Here is a 19,918-nt window from a genome sequence, read left to right as displayed (position 1 = left end):
CGAACGATGCCAGCGGCGCGCCCCGCCTGACGCGCCGGGGCTAGTCCGCCTGCGCGAGCGCGCCGCGGCCCAGCGATACCGCATCCGCCTCGCCCGACCATGCCTGCGGCCTGCGCCGGATCGTGCAGGGAGCCGTTGGCCAGCACCGGCCTGCCGCCGTAGCGCTTCGCCAGCGCGGCCAGGCTCGGCCCCGCGTCGAAGGCGGGCCGCCACGCTTCGTGTTCGGTCGTGTGCAGGTAGTCGACCGCCAGAGCGCCCACCGCGCGGAAGATGAGGGCCGCTTCGTCTTCATCGCGCCAGCGATGGGTGAAGTCGTTGACCTTGGCCTGCGACAGGCGCACGCCGACGACGCATCCCGCCCCCACTGCGGCCCGCACCGCGCCGGCGATTTCCGCGATCAGGCGCAGCCTGCCGTCGATGCCGCCGCCGTAGCGGTCGTCCCGCAGATTGATGCCTTCCGACAGAAACTGGTCCAGCAAATAACCGTTCGCGCCATGGATCTCGACGCCATCGAACCCCGCTTCGCGCGCACGGGCGGCTGCCTGCGCGAAGCCGGCCACGGCGGCGTCGATGTCTTGCTGCGTCATCGCGGCGGGCACGGCGTAATCGCCCGTCCCGCGATAGAACGTCATCTGCTTGCCCTTTGGCCGCACGGCCGACGGGCCGACGGTGCCGCTGCGGTACGGGTTGCCCTGCGACAGCGCGCCGGCATGCATCAGTTGCGCGATCACGCGGCCGCCCCGCGACTGCACGCCCTCGACGATGGGCCGCCACGCATCGCGCTGCGCCGCGTTCGCCAACCCCGGCTGATGGCGGTACCCCTGCGCGAACGCCGCGTCCGTGAACACGCCTTCCGTGATGACGAGGCCGAAGCCCCCCTGCGCGAACTGCGCGTAATACTCGGCCATGCGCGCGGTCGGCAGGCCATCGGCCGTGGCGCTCACGCGCGTCATCGGCGCGACTGCCAGGCGGTTGGGCAAGGTCAACGGCCCGAGGACGAGCGGCTCGAAGAGACTGGCGACGTGTCCGTTATCACGCATCGCCGGCTCCCGGCTGGCGTACGGCCGCGATCGCCTCGATCTCGATGAGCGCCCGCGGGTCGTAGAGTGCCTTGATCTCGGCGATCGTATCGGCCGGATAAGGTGCCGAGAAAAATCTCCTGCGCAGCGCGACGACGTCCTGGAAATATCCCATGTCGGTCACGAAAATGGTGACCTTGATGACGTCGCGCAAGCTCGACCCGCCCGCTTCCAGCGCGCGCCGCAGGTTGGAAAATGCCTGTTCGCCCTGCGCAAGAAAGCCGCCGTCGACGATACGCCCGTCGTCGCCGGCACCGGCCTGGCCGGAGATGAACAGCAGGTCGCCGAACCGGATGCCCTGCGACAGCAGATAGGGTTCATACGGGTCGGGCTGGGTGATGACGCGCTCAAGCATGTCTGGCTCCTGAAGTCGAAAAATGGGGAACGGCATGAGCTCAGTTCACCCATGTCGTTTATGTCTGGAATAATCGCTGCCACCGCACTCCAGGACAAACGACGGTTTCTCAGGCATCAGATGACTTCAATTCACCCATCCATCCCGCGGACGACGCGCCGGCTGCCGCCCCTCTCGTCGCTGCGCGCGTTCGAAGCGGCGGCCCGGCACGGCAGCTTCAAACGCGCCGCCGACGAGCTCGCCGTGACGCCGACGGCGATCAGCCACCGCATCCGCGTCCTCGAAGACCACACGGGCTTGCGGCTGTTCGTGCGCCAGGTCAGGCAGGTCACGCTGACCGACGCCGGCGCGCAGCTGTATCCCGTGCTGCGGCAGGGTTTCGATGCCATCGAATCGGTGCTGGCACGGCTCACGCAGACGAACAGGCGGGACCGGGTCACGGTGTCCGCGACCCATGCCTTCACGGCGAAATGGCTCGTGCCGCGGGTGGCCCGGTTTCAGGCATTGCATCCGGACATCGACCTGCAATTGCACGCGTCCAACGAGACCGTCGACCTCGATGCACATGGCGTCGACATCGCGGTACGCTACGGCAACGGTCCCTACCCGGGTCTCGCGGCGGAGGTCATGTTCGCCGACGCGTACGCGCCGGTCGCCAACCCGATGCTGGGTGTCCGCTCGGTCACGGACCTGCAAACCGTGCCGCTCATCCACTTCGACTGGAAAAAGGCGTCCGCCGCCAATCCCACATGGGAAACGTGGTTCGCGCGCACGGGGCTGGCATGGCACCCGTCGCGCGGACAGCTCCGGTACTCCGACGATGGGCATGCCATCCAGGCCGCCGTCGCCGGCCAGGGGGTTGCCTTGCTGAGCCTGGCTTTGGTGGCCGAGGAAATCGCGGCAGGTTATCTCGTGCAACCATTCGGGCCGGCCATCCCCGGTTATACCTACCACCTGGTCATGCGCGCCGATCCGCAGCCAAGTGCCGCGGTGCTGGCCGTTGCCGACTGGCTGCGCCACGAATCACAACCTTGCAAGCCTGAACAGAGCGCCATCTTGTAAGGAATGACTTGAAAATGACTGGAAATCCGTTGCGCGGCCACGAATGTCGTGTCCGGCAACGAACTCGCGATCACCGAACCGGCCGCGCGGATCCGCTTGCAGCGCACCGTGGCGGCCGTTCTCCACCCGAGCGAAGGAGTATTCATGTCAGTGCAATTACGCAAGATTAACGAGCAGGTGATGGTCATCACCGGCGCCACGAGCGGCATCGGCCTCACGACGGCGCGCATGGCCGCCGAACAATGCGCCAAGCTGGTCCTCGCGGCCCGCAGCGCCGACGCGCTCGACCAGCTGGCGAGCGAGCTGCGCCGCACCGGCACGCAAGTCGCGACCGTCGCCGCCGACGTCGGCAACCCGGCCGACGTGGAACGCATCGGCCACGCCGCGATGGAACGCTTCGGCCGCATCGACACTTGGGTCAACAACGCCGGCATCTCGATCTTCGGCCGCAACGAAGACGTGTCCCTGGAGGACATGCAACGTCTGTTCGACACCAATTACTGGGGCGTCGTGCACGGCTCGCTGGAAGCCGTCAAGCACATGAAGTCGCGCGGCGGCGGCGCCATCATCAACCTGGGCAGCGAATTGTCCGACCATTCGATTCCCCTGCAAGGCATTTATGCCGCGTCGAAACACGCCGTGAAGGCATTCACGGATTCGCTGCGCGTCGAGCTGGAGAAGGACAAGGCGCCGATCGCCGTCACGCTCATCAAGCCGGCCGCCGTCGACACGATGTTCGTCGCGCACGCGAAGAATTACCTGGACAAGGAACCGACCCTGCCGCCGCCGGTCTACGCGCCGGAACTCGTCGCGACATCCATCCTGTACGCGGCCCAGCATCCCAGGCGCGACGTGTTCGTCGGCGGCGCGGCCAAGGCGCTCTCGGCCGGCAATTTCGCGCTGCCCGCCCTGCTCGACAAGTACCTGCGCGCGACGATGTTCAAGCAGCAGCAGACGAATATCCCCAGCGCGGCGAACCGTCGCGACGCCCTGCACGGGCCGGACCCGCAACACGAACTGCGCGAACGCCAGGGCATCTCCGACCACGTGATCGAGACGTGCCCATACACCGCGCTGTCGCTGCGCAAGGGCAAGGTGATGGGCGCGCTGCTGGGCGCCGGCGCGCTGTTCGCCGCGTGGAAGTTCGCGGGCCGTCCCGGCATGCGCACGTGGTCCGCGAACCGGCTGCGCCAGGCACTGTAAGGAGGCATCATGTCCATCAAACTCAAAAAACTGGATGAGCAGGTGATGGTGATCACCGGCGCGACGAGCGGCATCGGCCTCGCCACGGCGCGCATGGCGGCCGAAGGCGGGGCGAGCCTCGTGCTGGCCGCGCGCGACGCCGACGCCCTCGACACCCTCGCCCACGAGATGCGCCAGCGCGGCGTGGAAGTCGCGACCGTCACGGCCGACGTCGGCAATCCGGCCGACATCGCGCATATCGGCCGGGTCGCGCTGGAACGCTTCGGCCGCGTCGACACGTGGGTCAACAACGCGGGCATCAGCGTGTTCGGCAAGAACCAGGATATCGCGCTGGAAGACATGCGCAAGGTCATGCAGACGAATTTCTGGGGCGTCGTGCACGGCTCGCTGGAAGCCGTCAAGCTGATGAAAGGCCGCGGCGGCGGCGCCCTCATCAACCTGGGCAGCGAAGTGTCGGACCGCTCGGTGCCGCTGCAGGGGACGTACTCGGCGTCCAAGCACGCGGTCAAGGCCTTCACGGAATCGCTGCGTATGGAACTGGACAAGGAAGACGTGGGCATCTCGCTCACCGTGATCAAGCCGTCCGCCATCGCGACGCCGTTCCCGAACCACGCCAAGAGCTATATGGAGCACGAGCCCGACCTGCCCCCGCCGAACTACGCGCCGGAACTGGTGGCGCAAGCCATCGTGCACGCGGCCCAGGTGCCGGAGCGTGACGTGTACGTGGGCGGCCACTCGAAGCTGACGTCGCTGGCGGGCTACCTGATGCCGAGCGCGCTCGACCGCTTCATGACCAAGACCATGTTCAGCCAGCAGCAATCGGACCGCCCGAACTCGAGCGCCCGCCGCGACGCCCTGCATTCGCCGGACGCAGCCCAGGAACTCCGCCAGCGCAACGACCGCGACCATCGCGTCGTCGAACGGAGCCCGTACACATCGTTCGAGATGCGCTCGGTGCCCGCCAAGACCGTGCTGGTGGGCGGTGCGTTGCTGGCGGCGTGGGCATTGTCGCGCAAGCCGTGGCAGCGCACGGTGCGGCATGCGTGACCGAAATACGCGCGAACGCACCCATCCGTAGGGTGGGCATTTGAGGCCGGGGCCTCAAATGAAACGAGCCCCCATCAGGTCGCGTCGATCCGCGTGCCCGCCCTACAAAAAACAGGGGCCGGATGGCATCGACCATCCGGCCCTTCGTCGTTGTCGCCTGCGGACTATTTGCCCGGCGCCGGCCCCCGCGGCGGCGCGCTGCCGAGGAAGTCGACGTCCTCGTCCGTCAGCGGCAGGTTCGGGATCGATTCGATGTGGTCGGTATCGATGTCGTTGCCATCCTTGGCGATCAGGTCGCGGCCCGCGGCCGCCCGTTCGCCCGTGCCGCCGAAGTCGCTGTCGCTTTCGAAGTTCGGGTCGCCCAGATCGGCGCCGGCGCTGTCGTGGGCGTAGCTGGCTTCGTTGTCGGACGTGGTGCCGGTGTCCAGGTCAAGCTTCTGGTCGTCATCGAGGTTCGCTGCGAAACCGGGGCCGCCGACGACGTCGCTGCCCGTGTCCGAGATATCGCTCGGGCCGAGCGAATCGACGCCGTGGCCCTTGCCGAGGCTACGGTCGGGTGCTTCCGGAAAGTTGTCCGGATCAAGTGTGCTCGTGCCAGTCATGTTGCCTCCAAAATAATGCAAAAATCATGAGGACAGGCTACCTGCTTTTGCCGCGCGACGGCGCAGCGCATGGCAGCCGTGCGCTAGAAAGCGTGGCGCATGCCGACGTTGACGGCCGAGCTGCCGCTCGGGCGCGCGGCGCCGCCGATCAAGATGCCGGTGCCGTTCGTGTTGACGGTGCGCGAGACCGCGGCGTAGAAGTCGGTGCTGTGCGAGACGACATAGCTGGCGCCGACCGCGAACTGGTTCGCGTCGCGGTTGGCCAGGTCGCGGTCGTTCTTGTGGATGAACGACGCGAGGAAGGTCGTCGAGCGCGTCACCGGGACGGCGACGCCGACGAGGGTGTCCCGGCTGTCCGTCGACGACGTGCTGGCCACGCCGGCGCCGTACGGATTGTCGGGGTTGTACAGCGGCGAGCTGCCCCAGCCGCGATTCGCGGAATAAGCGGCATACGCGGTGCCCCAACGGGTGCGGACATTGGCCGCGATCAGGGAATTCTTGGCATCCATGTTATTGCCCGCCAGGTCGTACAAATGGACCTGGGCCACGTGCCGGTTCTGGTGGGCGACGCGCAGCGACAGCGCGCCATAGTCGAAGCCGATCGTCATGCCCCAGGCGCGGTCCGCCATGGGGTCGCCGCCGAGCGTGTCGATGGTGTACGACGCGCCCGTGCTCAGGTGCTTGAACTGGCTGTTGTAGTAGCGCACGCCGCTGTCGACGGGCCTGCCGCTCTGGGTGACGAGATTGCTCGCCTTGCCGGCCGTACCGGCGTGGAACGGGTCGCCGACGTCGGGGCGCGCCAGGTATTCGAAGTTGTACTGGTGGCCCAGCGTGAAACCGCCGCTGCCGGGGCGGGTGCCGATGTCGTCGAGGCGGCTGTAGGTGCGGCGCGGCGTCGAATTCCAGGCGGCCCCATTGCCACGGCTCGGCTGTCCCGTGAAGACGGCGATGTCATGGCCGCCCGGCGTGTCGCCGGCGTAATCCAATCCCGAGCGCTTGCCCGCGGCGGCAGCGCTTCCCGAATCCTGTGCGCATGCGAGCGACGCACATCCGCCCAACATCACGCACGCAACGAAACCCTTGTTCATGGCGTGTCCTCTCTACGCCTTAACACTATCCGCTTAAGGACCATCCTATCTGTCCAATATCGCACAAATCTACTCTCATCTTATCCCGACGTCTTGTCGGCGGATTCCGACGTATGTATTTGTGGGGAAATTTGAAGGTTTCGGCTTTACCGACTGGTCATCGTCCGATTTCCGATTTAGAATCGCACGGTCAACAATGTAACTAAACTACAGGATATCGACAACGATGAGACAGATGCGACGTACCCTGACTACAATTTCCCTGGCGTTATGCGCCGCCCTGCCCGCCTTCGCTGCGGCCACGGAGGCGGCAAGTGTCGCACCCATGCAGCATGTGAGCTGGTCGCGCAACGCCAACATCTACGAGGTGAACATCCGGCAATACACGCCCGAGGGGACGTTCAAGGCATTCGCGCAACACCTGCCGCGCCTCAAGAAGATGGGCGTGGACATCCTGTGGTTGATGCCGGTCCAGCCGATCGGCGAAAAGAATCGCAAGGGCACGTTGGGAAGCTATTACGCCGTGCGCGATTACACGGCCGTCAATCCGGAGTTCGGCACGCTCGACGACCTGAAGGCGCTCGTCAAACAGGCGCACGGCCTCGGCATGCACGTGATCATCGACTGGGTCGCGAACCATACCGCGTTCGACAACCCGTGGACGCAAGAACACGCCGACTGGTACCTCAAGAATGACAAGGGCGAGATCTACCCCGTCACGTACACGGACAGTGCAGAGCCCGAGTACTGGACGGACGTGACCGGCCTCGACTGGAGCAAGCCCGGCCTGTGGAAGGGCATGACGGACGCGATGCTGTACTGGGTGCGCGAGGCCGACGTCGACGGCTTCCGCTGCGACGTCGCCGGCAAGGTGCCGACGCCGTTCTGGAACCAGGCGCGCGCCGAGCTCGACCGCGTAAAACCCGTGTTCATGCTGGCCGAGGCCGACAAGCCCGAGCTGCACGAGCACGCCTTCGACATGACGTATGGATGGGACACGAAAGACTTGTTCAAGGCCGTCGCCAAGGGCAAGGCGGATGCGCGCACGCTAGCAAGCTTCGTCGAACACCCGCCGAAAGCGTTCCCGCCGGGCGCCTACCGCATGCGCTTCACGAGCAACCACGACGAGAATTCCTGGGCCGGCAGCGACACCGAACTGTACGGCCCCGCGTTCAAGGCGATGGCCGTGCTGGCCGCGACCTTGCCGGGCATGCCGCTGATCTACGGCGGCCAGGAGTCCGGCCTCGACAAGCGCATCCAGTTCTTCGAGAGGGACCCGATCCAGTGGAAGAATTACGCGTACGCGCCCTTCTACACGCACCTGCTGGCGCTCAAGCACGCCAATCCGGCGCTGTGGAACGGCCAGTACGGCGGCGCCGTACAAGTGCTTGACACGGGCAACGACAAGGTGTTCGCGTTCCGCCGCACCTTGTCGGGCAACAGCGTGCAGGTGACGGTCAACGTGTCGAACGATGCGCAGCGCTTCACCCTGCCCGGCGGCAAGCCGCAGACGCTGGCCGCCTGGGATTATCGTATCGACGCGCCGCGCCAGCGCTGACCGGATCGCCGGATCGCCGGACCGCCGGCCGCCGGGTCGCCGGTCGATCAGCCTTCGAACACCGTGCGTGCCGGCTCGCCGGCGGGCACGGTGCGTTCGTTCCGCCATGGATCGCCGGGTTCGCGCAGGTAATGGCGCACGAGATAGCCCCAAGGCAGCACGAACGGCAGGATCACGACGAGAGAGCAATTGAACGCGTTTTCCGCAGTGTCGGCGTCCATCGTGCCCGCACGCCATGCCGGCCAGGCGACCATGGCGAGCCATAGCACCTTCCACACGAGTTCCCACAACAGCACGGGCAGCATCCGCAACGGATAGCGCAGTCCGACGATGCACAACAGCCAGAACGCCAGCAACATGGCATCGACGATGCCTTGCGCCAACTCGCGCTGCCCCGCATGGCGGAGAATGGACGGCACGGCGAACATGCCGAGCCCGACGACGACCAGCAGATACATCGCCCGCAACAGGTACAGCCGGAACAACGACACTTCGCGCATGATGGCTCCTCGAACGTTGGTGATTGGTCTTTCGACCTGAAACACGCCTACCCGACTTCCTTCAACACTTTTTCGACCGCACCCATGCGCGCATCCAGGCGGGCGAGCGCGGCATTCATCGCGGTAAGCTGGGCCACGGTCTCGGCCTGAGTGCGCGCGAGCTCGTCCGCGAGCCGCCGATCGGCCTCGTCGCGGGCCGTGCGCGCCCTGGCCTGCTGGACCATGGCGAAATACTTCATGCCGAAGACCAGCAGGACGGTGGCCAGCGGCAAGCAGATCGTCAACAGATAGACGGTGGTGGACATGGCAGCCGCTACTCTTCCTCTTGTGGATTCAACGTCTTGACCGCTTCGGCGATGGCGGCGGGCGCCAGCAGCACACCGAAGTCGGCCACATCAAAATACTTGAGCGCCTTGCCGTCGCTGGACAGCTCGAGGCTGCTCGTGACGAGCCCCGCCTCTTCCAGCTTTTGCAGGTGCAGGTGCAGCAATGGCCGGCTCAGCCCGATCTCGCGCGCCAGTTGGCTCACGTAATTGCGCCCACCCGTCTCGAGCGCCGCCACGATGCGCAGCCGGTGCGGATTCGCCAGCGCCGCCAGCATGGCCAGCAAGCGATCGCCCTGAAGGTGTCTCATTTTGTCTTTCACGTGTAAACAATATCTGACAGGTGAAAGAAAGTCCAGAACGAATTAATGCATATACGCGGGTTGTTCAGCGGCGCAGCGCCGTGAAGCCGGCCGGCTCCCATTCGCGCAGCGCCAGCAGCAGCCCGCTGCCGCGCCGCTTGGGCAGCGGCGACGCCAGGCTTTCCTCGTGCAACTCGGCGAAGCGCGCGCGCAGCCGGCGCAGTTCGACCTGCATGGCCGCGAGCGCGCTCTCCGTCAGCATGCCGTGCGTGAACGCGAGCGTCTCGTCGGACCGGTCGAAGCGGCCGTCGAGGAAATCGGCCAGGCCCTGGGTGCGGAAGTACTGGCGGATGGGGCCGTCGGGCAGCCAGTCGAAATCGCGCGCCACGTTCAGGCGGATGCGGTTGCCCGGCATCAGCGCGATCAGATGCAGGCGGTCGAGATGCAGCAGCTTCTGCAGGCACTCGGCCTCCGTGAGGCGGTAGACGGCGAGGATGTCCGCCATCGTCCAGTGGTTCAGCGCGCACGCGGCGACGAGCAGCAGCTTCGTGTCGGACACGAGTTCCTTTTCCTGCGCCGGACTCAAGGTGTGCAGCCGGGTGCCGGAAAGCGCCGCCTCCTGGGCGAGTTCGGCCAAGGTAAAACCGAGCATATTGCTAATGTCGATAAGACGGTCGACGCCGAGCGTGTCCGACGTCAGCAGGCGCTTGACGCTCGCCTCCGACAGGCCCAGCGTGCCCGCGACATCGCGGTACGTCTTCCCTTGCAGCTTGAGCTGGCGCTTGATGGTCGTGACCAATTGCGTGACTTCGGACATGGTCGCAGATTCCGATACGATGGGCTAGAGGATGGCTTCGGATTCCTTCGATCGTAGCATGCGCGGCCTTGCGGCAACAATTCCTTCATGACAAGATGGCCGGCTGGCCAGCACAACAACGAAGGACCCATGAACCACGCCGATTATCTGGCCCACGACGCCACCGCCCTCGCCGCGCGCGTGGCCGCCGGCGACGTCACGCCGCACGCCCTGCTCGACCTCGCGCTCGCGCAACAGGCCCGCGTGCACGGGCGCGTAAACGCCGTCGTGCGGCTGATGGAGCCGCAGGCACGCGCCCAGGCCGCCGGACCGTTGCGCGGCCCGTTGGCCGGCGTCCCCTTTCTCATCAAGGACGGCGTGCAGGATTACGCCGGCATCCCGACGACCTATGGCAGCCGCAGCATGACGCGCAACGTGCCGAGCCGCCACGCCCACGTCGTGCAGCGCTATCTCGACGCGGGCCTCGTCATCTTCGGCAAGACGAATCTGCCCGAGTTCGCGACGCGCGGCGTCACCGACCCCATGCTGTTCGGCCGCACGAACAACCCGTGGGATCTATCTCGCACGCCGGGCGGATCGAGCGGCGGCGCCGCGGCGGCCGTCGCGGCGGGCATCGTGCCGATGGCGGCCGGCAACGACGGTGGCGGCTCGCTGCGCATCCCGGCCGCGTGCTGCGGCCTGTTCGCGCTGCGGCCGTCGCGCGGGCGGGTGTCGTCTGGACCGGGCATCGCCGAAGTCTGGTTCGGCGCCTCCAGCGAAGGCGTCATCTCGCGCAGCGTGCGCGATTCCGCCCTCGCCCTCGACGTGCTGCACGGCGCGGAACCGGGCGCCCCGTTCGTCATCGCCCCGCCGGCCGCGCCGTACGTCGATCTGATGCGGCGCGATCCGGGCAAGCTGCGCATCGGCTATTCGACGGTGTCTCCGCTCGGCACGGACGTGCATCCGGAAGCCGTGCGCGCCGTCGCGCATACGGTGCGGCTGCTGGCGCAGCTCGGCCACGGCGTCGAGGAAGCGGCGCCGGTCATCGACGGGGCGGCGCTCGCCAGGAGCTATCTGCACGTGTATTTCGGCCAGATTCCGGCCATGGTTCGCCGCGCGCAGGCACTGGGCGCGCGCGGCGGCGACATGGAACTCATGAACCGGATCCTCGCGACCTTGGGCGACAGCGTCTCGGCCACGCGCCTGACGACGGAGCTGAACCGCTGGAACGAATTCTCCCGCGCGCTGGGCGATTACTTTGGCCGCTACGACTTGTTTCTGACGCCGACCCTGGCCTACCCGCCGATCACGCACGGCACCGGGGACCCGTCGCGGGCCGAGCAGCGCCTGCTGGGCGTCCTGCACGGGACCGGCATCCTGCGCGGGCTGGCGCGGCTGGGGTTGCTCGACAAGACTGTCGACAAGATTGCTGCCGATAATCTGCGCTACGTGCCGTTCACGCAGTTGTCGAATCTGACCGGGACGCCGTCGATGAGCGTGCCACTGCATTGGACGGAGGACGACCTGCCGCTGGGCGTGCAATTCATGGGGCCGTTCGGCAGCGAGGACCGCTTGCTCCAGGTGGCGCGGCAACTGGAGCAAGCGCAGCCGTGGTTCAACAGAATGGCGCCGCTCGCGCGGGGCTGACGGCGCCGTGGATGCTACTTACTGGCAGCCGGCGATCTTGAACGACGCGATGCGCGTGCTCCAGTTGAAGGTGCCGTTGGCCGGCAGATACTCGCTGGTGAACCAGAACGTGCAATCGTCGACGGGGTCGAGCGACATCGTCGAATAATCACCCCAACGGCTCAGGTTCGACAGCTGGGAACCGTTACCTTGAAGGATGGTCGTCTCGTTCGACAACGTATTCAGCGCGTCGGTCGACAGGCGGGTCGCGTAGCGGATGCCCGGGTGCAGGGTCGAGCTCGACGTGCTGTAGCCGAGCGCCATATTGCCCATCTTGTCCATCGCGACGCTGCCCATCCAGCGGAAGGTCGAGTCCGGCGCATACGTGGATTGCTGGTACACGGTCGGCGTCGTGGCCGTCAGGTTGCGCAGCTCATACCAGCGCACGGCGGCATAGGTATCCTTGCGCGTGGTGCCGACGGCGACCGAATGGTTGACCACCAACGATTCGTAGGTTCCGAAATTGCGATAGGCCAGGCGATACATCAAACGGTCGGCCAGCGAGTCGAGCTGCTGCGCGGTGCCTGCCTGCGGAATGCACGTGCCGCCGCTGCAAGCCGCATTGAACGCCGTAACCGGCACCGACACCGGCGCGCTGAGCGTGGAATTGGCCGGGTTCGTCCAATCGACGTGCATCTTCCAGAAGTTCAGTGCCGACGAGCCCTTGTTCAACATATAGTTCGGCGCACCCGACGGCGGCAGCGTGGCGCCGTCCAGGTCGGCCGGCAGCACGCCGCCGTAGCTGGTCGACAGCTGGAAGCATTGCTGCGTCGCCGCGGCACCGGTCAGCATGCTGTTGCGGTCGTACGCGCACAGGCGCGCGCCCGCGAACGTATTCCCGTTGAACATGTTGAACGTCACGTAATACGCGTCGGGCCAGACGCCGGTCTTCGGATAATCGGGGAAATTCGTGTACTGGAAGGCATAGCGGTACCAGCCGCCCGTCGCGTCCGACGTCTGCGAGACCGCGACGCACTGGTAGTACGGACCGCCGCTCGGCACCGCGAACTGCATCATGACCCAGCGGTTGGCGATACGGTCGTACTTCACGATCGGGTCGCCGTCGTTCTGCGTCTCGCACGGGCCGCCGAACCCGGACCACAGCGTATTGCCGGCCACCGGACCGTAAACCGCCGCGCCGGTGGTCTTGTCGAACACCGCGAACGAGGAATTGACCCATTGCACGTATTGAGTCGCCCCAACGGCCCCCGTCGTGTCCGGCGGCGCGGCGTTGACCGTGAACTTGCCTTGCGGCCCCGTGAATCCATTGCCGACGCCATCGAAGCCCATGCCGGCGATGGTCGACGCCGCGCCCGTCACATGCGAGCCCTGTGTCGCGGCATCCTGCACGAAGCCCGGGGCGTCGATGTGCGGAATCTTTTTCCACTCCTTCGTGTGTTTGCTGCCGTCATAATCGTCCGGCTTGGGCATGGTGCCCCGCAGGCTCGGTAAATGGTCATGGGTAATGGCCGGGGTGACTTCGACGCCGTTTGTGACGGCGGCGTTGCCGTTCGCTGCGTGTGTGGCGAGGGGTAACAGGGATGCGGCACATGCCGCGAGAAGCAGAACACGGTCAGTCGCGAAACGCATGAATTCCTCCAATGGATGTGGGAGTCAGACCGGTAGCGAGAACTCGCAAACGTTTTGCGGGACCGCTAATGGTCTCCGCCAAGAAATTGGCTCAGATCAGTATATGTATAAAAATGTATTTTGAACATTACAATTTTTTACAAACATATGATCCGGGGCTACGTTTTGCGTTAGGTCAATTGTGTTCGAGAACCTTACTTGGCTGGGAGGAATGGTGCAGTGACTCGCGGACGAGCAGACGCCCGACGTGCGGCCGGTGGGCGTCTGGAGGGGGATCAGTTGATGCGCAGCCGTTGCGGTCGACGAACGTTGTCGTTGCCCGTTTCACGGCCGGGATGACGATCAAGGCATCCGCAGGGATCCGATAGCTCTGGTATGCGGGAGGCGATGGCGGCAAGAATACCGACCACGAGGTCGACAGACGAACCGCCCCGCAGGCATCAACGGATATGCGCAGCGTCGTGATCGCGCTTCACGACTTCGGCCTTGCGCTCGGCGCGTTCGTCGGCCAGAACGGCTTTGTCATGCGCGCGGTCCTTCCGCTCGATAGCGATGACGTTGCGGTCATTGCTGGCGTCGCGCCCAGCGATTTTCGCTTCGTTGAGTTCGTGGCGCCGCGCTTGTCCAGCTTCTGCGCATCCCTCATGTCGCCTTTCGCCATGAGAGCATCTTCCCGTCGCCGGTCGTGGCGGGCATCCTGTTTTTCCATCTTCGCGACGTTTCTGTCGTGGGCGATATCACGCTTTTCCATCGCAATCACTCCATTGTCGTGCCGCACCTCGCGCCGATCCTGCGGGCAGTTAGCTGTCAAGCAATGCGTTCGTCGGGCTCTGCAGTGCGCGCCCTCGGCGCGCAAGGCTGACCGCGTTGCGGACAGCAAACGGGCGATTCGGAGAGAGCCTGCGCTTGCAAGCGCAGCCCTTCCAATCTCACACCGAGGGCGCGCAGACGCCCTCCTCGCTTTCGCCAGGAAATAAAAAAGCCACCCAACGGGGCGGCGTTTTTAATTCCTGGCGGAAGCGGTGAGATTCGAACTCACGAACGGGTTCCCCCGTCGGCAGTTTTCAAGACTGCTGCCTTCAACCACTCGGCCACGCTTCCTGAGGAACCGGCATTATACATAAATCATTGCCCCACGGGCAGCAAACGGACCGGCCGGGCAAACGCTACTTGAGCGACCACACGACCGCGCCGGCAGCCTCGGCATCCGCGCACGCCATCAGCAGCCAGTTCTCCCGCAAGCTCTTCTCGAACTCGTACGCCGGCAACGGCTTCCCGTACAGATAACCCTGCACCTCGTCGCACCCGGCCTGGCGCAGGAACTCCAGCTGCTCCACGGTCTCCACGCCTTCGGCGATCACGCGGTGCCCCAGCTTGCGCCCCATGCCGATGATGGTGCTCGCGATGGCGCAGTCGCTCGGGTCTTGCGGGATGCCGGTCGTGAACGAGCGGTCGATCTTGAGCGTGTCGATCGGGAAGCGCTTCAGGTACGACAGGCTCGAATAGCCCGTGCCGAAATCGTCCAGCGACAACGCCACGCCCAGCGCGCTGATGCGGTCCATGATGGCGATCACGTGCTCGATGTCGTGCATCAGCGTGCTTTCCGTGATCTCCAGTTCCAGCCAGTGCGCGTCCAGGCGGTAGCGGCGCAGGGTTTCCGCGACGCGGCCCGGCAGCGACGGCGTGAATTCGCGCGCGGAGACGTTCACCGCCAGGCGGAACGGCGGCAGGCCGGCGCGTTGCCAGATCGCGGCCTGGGCGCACGCTTGTTCCAGCACCCATTCGCCCACCTGCACGATCAGGCCCGTGCTTTCGGCCAGCGGGATGAATTCGATCGGCGGGACCATGCCGCGTACCGGATGTCGCCAACGCACGAGGGCTTCGGCGCCCACCAGACGGGTCGAGCCGATCTCGAATTTCGGCTGGTAGTGCAGGATCAGTTCGCCGTTGCCGAGGGCGTGGCGCAGGCCGGATTCGATCAGCATGCGCTGCTGCATGCCCTCGTTCATGTCGAGGCGGTAGAAGGCGACGCTGCGGTCCGGGTTTTCCGCGTGTTCCTTGGCGCGCTCCATCGCGATGTCGGCCATGCGCAGCAGCGTTTCGGCGTCCTGGCCGTCCTGCGGATAGACGGCGATGCCGATGCTCGCGCCCACGCGCAGGTCGTGGCCCTGCACGAGGAAAGGGGCTTCCAGCGCGCCTTGCAGCTTTTGCGCGACCGTCGTCGCCTCGAAATGCTGGCGGATATCGAACAGGCCGACGGCGAATTCGTCGCCCGATAAATGCGCCACGACGTCTTCGTCGCGCAGCGTGTTGCGCAGGCGTTCGGCGACCTGGCGCAGCAGGTCGTCGCCCACCTTGCGGCCGAGCGTGCCGTTGATCAGCTTGAAGCGGTTCAGGTCCAGGTACAGCACGCAGGCCGTCGATTCGTTGCGCTGGGCCACCATCAGGGCCTGGTCGACGAGGCGGCCGAACAGCGTGCGGTTCGGCAGGCCGGTCAGCTCCTGGTAGTACGCCAGGTGATGCAAGCGGTCCTCGGCCAGCTTGCGTTCGGTGATGTCGGTCAGGTAGGCGATCAGGCCGACCGGGCGGTCTTCCAGGTCGCACAGCGGCGACAGCGACAAACTGGCCCAGAAGACCTCGCCCGATTTCTTCCGGCGCCGCACTTCCATCATGCGGCCGCCCTGCTCCGCGAAGGCGTCCTCGGCATCGTGCTCCTCGTCCGCGTACAGGAACAGGATGTTGCGGCCGACGGCTTCCAGCGCCGTGTAGCCGAACAGGTGCTCGGCGCCCTTGTTCCAGCTGGTGATGTAGCCCATGCGGTCCATCGTCAGCACGGATTCGTGGATCTGGTCGAGGATCTGCGACTGGTGCGCCAGCTGCGCCTCGACCTGCGCGTAGGCGTGCGTCGTGCGCTGGGCCAGCGAGTGCACCTGCATCAGCGAACCGGTGAGACCAGCGAGGCCTTCGAGCAGGCGCAAGTCGTCGACGCTGTAGGCGCGGCCGGCGACCTCGTAGCGGCCGAAGCACTGGCCGTCGGCGCGCACTTCCTGCAGCAGCGCGCCCTCCACCCGATGCGGATGCAGGACGCCTTCGGGGACGAACGCGCAATGCGGGCTGGCGAGCAGCGCGCCGGCGATGCGTCCCAGTTCGGCGTACAGGGGATCGCCCCGGAGCTTCAATACAGCGTCGCAGACGGCAGCGCTGCCGCCCACGAAATCCATTGGCGCAGCGGCTGGCATCTTAGACATTGCGAGCTACCTGGATGGCCCAGTGATAGGCGTGCAACTGGCTCTGCCACCAGTCCGGTCCGTCGACGCCTGCCTCCTCCAGCGTCTCCGGGTCGGGCCGGCCCGCTTCGGCCAGCCGCAACCGTTGCCCAAGCTGCCCGTCGCGCGACAGCAGCGCGGCTTCGACGTGCTCGGGCAGATTCAGATCCTGCACGACCTCCGCCATCGGCATCTGAAACAGGCGGTCCAGCAGGGAGAAAACGCCCGTCATGAAGGCCAGATCCTGGTCGTCGCGGTCGCCGCCGTCGCGCTTGCACAGCGCCTCCAGCGACGCGCCGCGCAATGCGGCCATCGGCAGCATCAGGTTCGGCGGACTGTCCGGATGCGGGCGCGCGTACAGCAGCAGTTGCAGCCAGCGCTGCAGCTGGCGGCGGCCCAGGCGGCTGATCGCCTGGGCGAAGCTCGTGATCTGCGTGCCGACGGAGAATGCGGCCGAATTCACCAGCTTCAGCAGGTGGTACGACAGGGCCGGGTCCTGTTTGAGCTGCGCTTCCAGCTCGCGCGAATCGGCGTCGCGGGCCAGCAGGGCGAGCATCGTCAGCATGTGGCGGCGCGACGTGCCGTCGTCGCCTTCGGGCACGCTGGCCTGCAGTGCGTAGTCGCCGCTGAACCAGGAAAAGCCGGCGGTCTCGCAGGCGCGGTAGCACGCCATGTCGTCGACGTGGTAGGCCAGGTGCGGTCCGAACAGCGCGGGCAGCGCGCCGGCGCGCGGCAGGTCGAGGCCGGCGTCGCGCGCCACGGTGCGCAGCGCGATGGGCGCCGCCACGCCTTCCGGCAGCGGACCGTCGATCAGTACGCGGTAGCCGGTCAGCTGCAGTTCCGCCAGGCGGCGCGCCGTGCCGTCCGTCGCGAGCGCGCCGGCGCGCACGGCCAGCAGCACGCGGTTGGGCGGCAGCACGTCCAGGACGGACGGTGTGAGATTGGCCGCATCATCCAGCAGGACGATGCCATCGAGCGGCGCGATGGCGGCCAGCAGGTCCGGCGTGCCGAACAGGTCGAGCAAGCCGGCGGCGTCGAGGCCCGTGCCCGGCGTGCCAAGCAAAAGAGCGACCCACTCGTTCTGCGCGTTGGCGACGGAGCGTATTTCAACCACCGGGAACGGGGCGCTGGCCATTAGCGAATATGCATTGATAGTAACCAGCTAATAGTAGAGCACCCTTTTTTGGAAAGCAACTGTTTCTGTTTCCCCCGGGATACGTTCTTGCAGATATATTTACGCCCCGGAAGCGCCGAACCGTCCATGCTGCACGGCGAACTTGATCAGCTCGGCCTGCCCTTCGATCCCCAATTTGCGCTTGATGTTCAGGCGGTGCGTTTCGACGGTGCGCACGGACAGGTCGAGCGCGCGCGCGATCTGCTTGTTCGATTCCCCGTTGGCGATGTGGCGCAGCACTTCCTGTTCGCGCGACGTCAGCTGGTTGTCCTGCGCCGACGGCCGCGCCAGCTGACGGGCCACCGCGGCGCTGTAATAGATGCCGCCGGCCATGACGGTATCGATGGCCAGCACGATGTCCTTGCCCGGCGCGTCCTTCAACACGTAACCGCGCGCGCCTGCCTGCATGGCTTGCGTGACGTATTCGAGCTTGTCGTGCATGGACAGGATCAGCACGGCGATGTCCGGGAAGTTCGCATACAGGCGGGCCGTCGCCTCGATACCGCTGCCATCGCGCATGGTGATGTCCATCAGCACGAGGTCGATGCGCGTGGTCCCCGCGAGCGCGAGCGCTTCGGCGCCGGAATCCGCTTCGGCCACCACGCGGAAATGCGGCACGGCCTCCAGGCGCGCGCGCAGGCCGTCGCGCACGAGCGGGTGGTCGTCGACGAGCATGATGTGGATGGTCCCGGTCGTCATGAATCCTCCAGTTCGACGCTTGCGCACACGGTGGTGCCGGCGGCCGACGATGCGATGTCGAGGTGGCCGCCGATGGCGTCCAGCCGTTCCATCATGTTGCGCAGCCCGATGCCGCGCTGCGGGTGGGTGGCCACGCCCTCGGCGTCGAAGCCGGCGCCGTCGTCGGCGATGGTGAGCAGCACGCGCCCGCGGCCGGTGTGCAGCGACAGGTCGATGCGGTGCGCGCCCGCGTGGCGTTCGATGTTCGTCAGCGCTTCCTGGGCGATGCGGAACAGCACCGTGCCGACGGTCTGCGGCAGGTGCTCGGCATCGCCCGACGCGGCAAACTTCACGGGCGTGCCGCTGTGCTGCGAGAATTCTTCCGCCAGATGGTCGAGCGCGGCGGCAAGGCCAAGATCGTCCAGCAGGGTCGGACGCAGGTCGTGCGAGATGCGGCGCACCTCACCCAGCACCTTGTTCAGCTCTTCCGCCGTGCGCTCGAAACTGGCATGCGCCTGGCGCTGCTGGTCCGGCGTACCTTTCATGCGGATGATGCCGGCCTCGATCTGCAGCTTGATCGACACGAGCCACTGGCTGATGCCGTCGTGCAGATCGCGCGACAATCGGGCCCGCTCCTGTTCCTGCGAATCGACGACGCGCTGCGCGAGGGCTTTCAATTTCATGTCCGCCACGCGCGATTCGCTGATGTTCAAGGCGAGGCCGGCGCCGCCGATGACGAGCGTGGCCAGGATGGCGAGGCCGGCGATCCACCACATCGTCGTCCGGATGTTGAGCGACTGCTGGGCGTCGACCCGGTCGAGCGCGGCCTGCACGTCATCGAGGTACAGGCCGCTGCCCATGATCCAGCCCCATTGCGGGATCGCCACGACGTAGCCCAGCTTGGGGCCCGGTTTGTTCGTCGACGGCTTGACCCAGTTGTAGCGGACCAGGCCCCCGCCCTGCTTCGCCACGGCGACGATGTTCTGGATGGTCGGCGCGCCGAACTGGTCGCGCAGGTTCCACAGGTCGCGTCCGACCAGCTCGGGCTGGCGCGGATGCATCAGGTTGCGGCCCTGCATGTCGTAGACGAAGAAATAGCCGTCGTCGCCGAAGCTGAGCGCTTGCAGCACGCGCTTGGCCTCCGCCAGCGTGGCGGGGTCGCTGCGGCCGGATGCCGTCAGGTGGGCGATCGAGTGCGAGGCCAGGTCCACGTAGTGCCTGAGTTCGGCCTCTTTGCTGGCCAGGTAGGCCTGCTGGATGGTCGCGTGCTGCTCGTGCGCGAGCGCGATCGCCTGTTGCCGGACGAACAGGGCGATCACGCACAGCGCCACGATCAGCGGGGCGATCGCGAGAAAGATGACCTTCTGCCGTAATTGCATGCCGTGCGCGTCGAAATAGTCGTAACATGAAATTGTACGACCGATCAGCCGTTGCTGCATGGTCAGCTGTAGGGTGGACGGCAAGCCGTCCACGCGGTGATACGTGGCGGCTCCGTTCGCGCGCGCGGTCCGGCTGCCGCGAGCTATCAGCGCGCGGGCGGGAAACCCGCCCACCCTACGTAGGACTACGTAGCGTGCTGCGTAATCATGCGCTTGTTGATTGCCGACCC

18 protein-coding genes, 1 tRNA gene and 1 pseudogene are annotated in these 19,918 nt (G+C 66.1%); 5 read left to right on the top strand and 15 right to left on the bottom strand.

Going from position 1 to position 19,918, the window contains the following annotated elements:
* Window positions 1-143: 143 nt before the first annotated feature.
* A pseudogene (locus tag BVG12_RS29125) lies at window positions 144-1,040 on the bottom strand (oxidoreductase); the annotation flags it as partial.
* Window positions 1,033-1,434 (bottom strand): RidA family protein, encoded by a 402-nt coding sequence (locus BVG12_RS29120; RefSeq protein WP_075795447.1) that lies wholly within the window; start codon window positions 1,432-1,434, stop codon window positions 1,033-1,035. The gene BVG12_RS29120 and the pseudogene BVG12_RS29125, both read right to left, overlap by 8 nt.
* 120 nt (window positions 1,435-1,554) lie before the next feature.
* Here BVG12_RS29120 and BVG12_RS29115 point away from each other — a divergent pair, with 120 nt between their 5' ends.
* The 3 genes from BVG12_RS29115 (at window position 1,555) to BVG12_RS29105 (ending at window position 4,746) form a co-directional block, all read left to right on the top strand.
* Entirely contained in the window at window positions 1,555-2,496 is a 942-nt protein-coding gene (locus BVG12_RS29115; RefSeq protein WP_075795446.1) for a LysR substrate-binding domain-containing protein, read from the top strand.
* Window positions 2,497-2,640: 144 nt separating this feature from the next.
* Window positions 2,641-3,699, top strand: coding sequence for an SDR family oxidoreductase (locus BVG12_RS29110; protein WP_075796633.1), 1,059 nt, complete (start codon window positions 2,641-2,643; stop codon window positions 3,697-3,699).
* Between the two features lie 9 nt (window positions 3,700-3,708).
* Window positions 3,709-4,746, top strand: coding sequence for an SDR family oxidoreductase (locus BVG12_RS29105; protein WP_075795445.1), 1,038 nt, complete (start codon window positions 3,709-3,711; stop codon window positions 4,744-4,746).
* Window positions 4,747-4,910: 164 nt separating this feature from the next.
* Here the strand turns inward: BVG12_RS29105 and BVG12_RS29100 are convergent, their stop codons facing one another.
* The gene (locus BVG12_RS29100; RefSeq protein WP_075795444.1) at window positions 4,911-5,348 is read right to left on the bottom strand and encodes a hypothetical protein; all 438 of its coding nucleotides are present in this window, start codon (window positions 5,346-5,348) and stop codon (window positions 4,911-4,913) included.
* 83 nt (window positions 5,349-5,431) lie between these two features.
* Entirely contained in the window at window positions 5,432-6,436 is a 1,005-nt protein-coding gene (locus tag BVG12_RS29095; RefSeq protein WP_075795443.1) for a porin, read from the bottom strand.
* A 235-nt stretch (window positions 6,437-6,671) separates the two neighbouring features.
* Here BVG12_RS29095 and BVG12_RS29090 point away from each other — a divergent pair, with 235 nt between their 5' ends.
* Window positions 6,672-7,994, top strand: a complete 1,323-nt coding sequence (locus BVG12_RS29090; protein WP_229503747.1) for an alpha-amylase family glycosyl hydrolase — start codon at window positions 6,672-6,674, stop codon at window positions 7,992-7,994.
* Window positions 7,995-8,041: 47 nt separating this feature from the next.
* On the opposite strand, the gene BVG12_RS29085 is transcribed toward BVG12_RS29090, so the two are convergent.
* From BVG12_RS29085 to BVG12_RS29070, 4 genes are all read right to left on the bottom strand, one after another.
* Entirely contained in the window at window positions 8,042-8,494 is a 453-nt protein-coding gene (locus BVG12_RS29085; protein ID WP_075795441.1) for a hypothetical protein, read from the bottom strand.
* Between the two features lie 47 nt (window positions 8,495-8,541).
* Window positions 8,542-8,799, bottom strand: a complete 258-nt coding sequence (locus BVG12_RS29080) for a hypothetical protein (RefSeq protein WP_075795440.1) — start codon at window positions 8,797-8,799, stop codon at window positions 8,542-8,544.
* An 8-nt stretch (window positions 8,800-8,807) separates the two neighbouring features.
* Window positions 8,808-9,128 carry an ArsR/SmtB family transcription factor gene (locus tag BVG12_RS29075; protein WP_075795439.1) on the bottom strand — a complete coding sequence of 107 codons (321 nt, stop codon included), beginning with the start codon at window positions 9,126-9,128 and terminating at the stop codon, window positions 8,808-8,810.
* A 76-nt stretch (window positions 9,129-9,204) separates the two neighbouring features.
* Window positions 9,205-9,936 (bottom strand): transcriptional regulator, encoded by a 732-nt coding sequence (locus BVG12_RS29070; RefSeq protein ID WP_075795438.1) that lies wholly within the window; start codon window positions 9,934-9,936, stop codon window positions 9,205-9,207.
* 129 nt (window positions 9,937-10,065) lie between these two features.
* Here BVG12_RS29070 and BVG12_RS29065 point away from each other — a divergent pair, with 129 nt between their 5' ends.
* A complete protein-coding gene (locus BVG12_RS29065) occupies window positions 10,066-11,562 on the top strand; it encodes an amidase (protein ID WP_075795437.1) in 1,497 nt (498 codons plus the stop codon).
* 18 nt (window positions 11,563-11,580) lie between these two features.
* Here the strand turns inward: BVG12_RS29065 and BVG12_RS29060 are convergent, their stop codons facing one another.
* The 7 genes from BVG12_RS29060 to BVG12_RS29030 form a co-directional block, all read right to left on the bottom strand.
* Complete coding sequence (locus BVG12_RS29060) at window positions 11,581-13,191, bottom strand: hypothetical protein (protein ID WP_075795436.1); 1,611 nt, start codon at window positions 13,189-13,191, stop codon at window positions 11,581-11,583.
* Between the two features lie 472 nt (window positions 13,192-13,663).
* The gene (locus BVG12_RS29055) at window positions 13,664-13,942 is read right to left on the bottom strand and encodes a hypothetical protein (protein WP_075795435.1); all 279 of its coding nucleotides are present in this window, start codon (window positions 13,940-13,942) and stop codon (window positions 13,664-13,666) included.
* Window positions 13,943-14,202: 260 nt separating this feature from the next.
* Window positions 14,203-14,292, bottom strand: a tRNA-Ser gene (locus BVG12_RS29050).
* A 65-nt stretch (window positions 14,293-14,357) separates the two neighbouring features.
* Window positions 14,358-16,430 (bottom strand): putative bifunctional diguanylate cyclase/phosphodiesterase, encoded by a 2,073-nt coding sequence (locus BVG12_RS29045; protein ID WP_083685501.1) that lies wholly within the window; start codon window positions 16,428-16,430, stop codon window positions 14,358-14,360.
* 1 nt (window position 16,431) lies between these two features.
* Complete coding sequence (locus BVG12_RS29040; RefSeq protein ID WP_075795433.1) at window positions 16,432-17,592, bottom strand: HDOD domain-containing protein; 1,161 nt, start codon at window positions 17,590-17,592, stop codon at window positions 16,432-16,434.
* A gap of 99 nt (window positions 17,593-17,691) precedes the next feature.
* A complete protein-coding gene (locus BVG12_RS29035) occupies window positions 17,692-18,330 on the bottom strand; it encodes a response regulator (protein ID WP_075795432.1) in 639 nt (212 codons plus the stop codon).
* Window positions 18,327-19,688: a cache domain-containing protein gene (locus BVG12_RS29030; protein ID WP_075796632.1), complete on the bottom strand. Its 1,362-nt coding sequence runs from the start codon at window positions 19,686-19,688 to the stop codon at window positions 18,327-18,329. The genes BVG12_RS29035 and BVG12_RS29030 overlap by 4 nt, the downstream gene beginning before the upstream one ends.
* Window positions 19,689-19,918 lie beyond the last annotated feature (230 nt).

This window comes from Massilia putida (assembly GCF_001941825.1).
GTDB classification, from domain to species: Bacteria; Pseudomonadota; Gammaproteobacteria; order Burkholderiales; family Burkholderiaceae_D; genus Telluria; species Telluria putida.
This window is presented reverse-complemented; position numbering and strand designations above follow the sequence as displayed.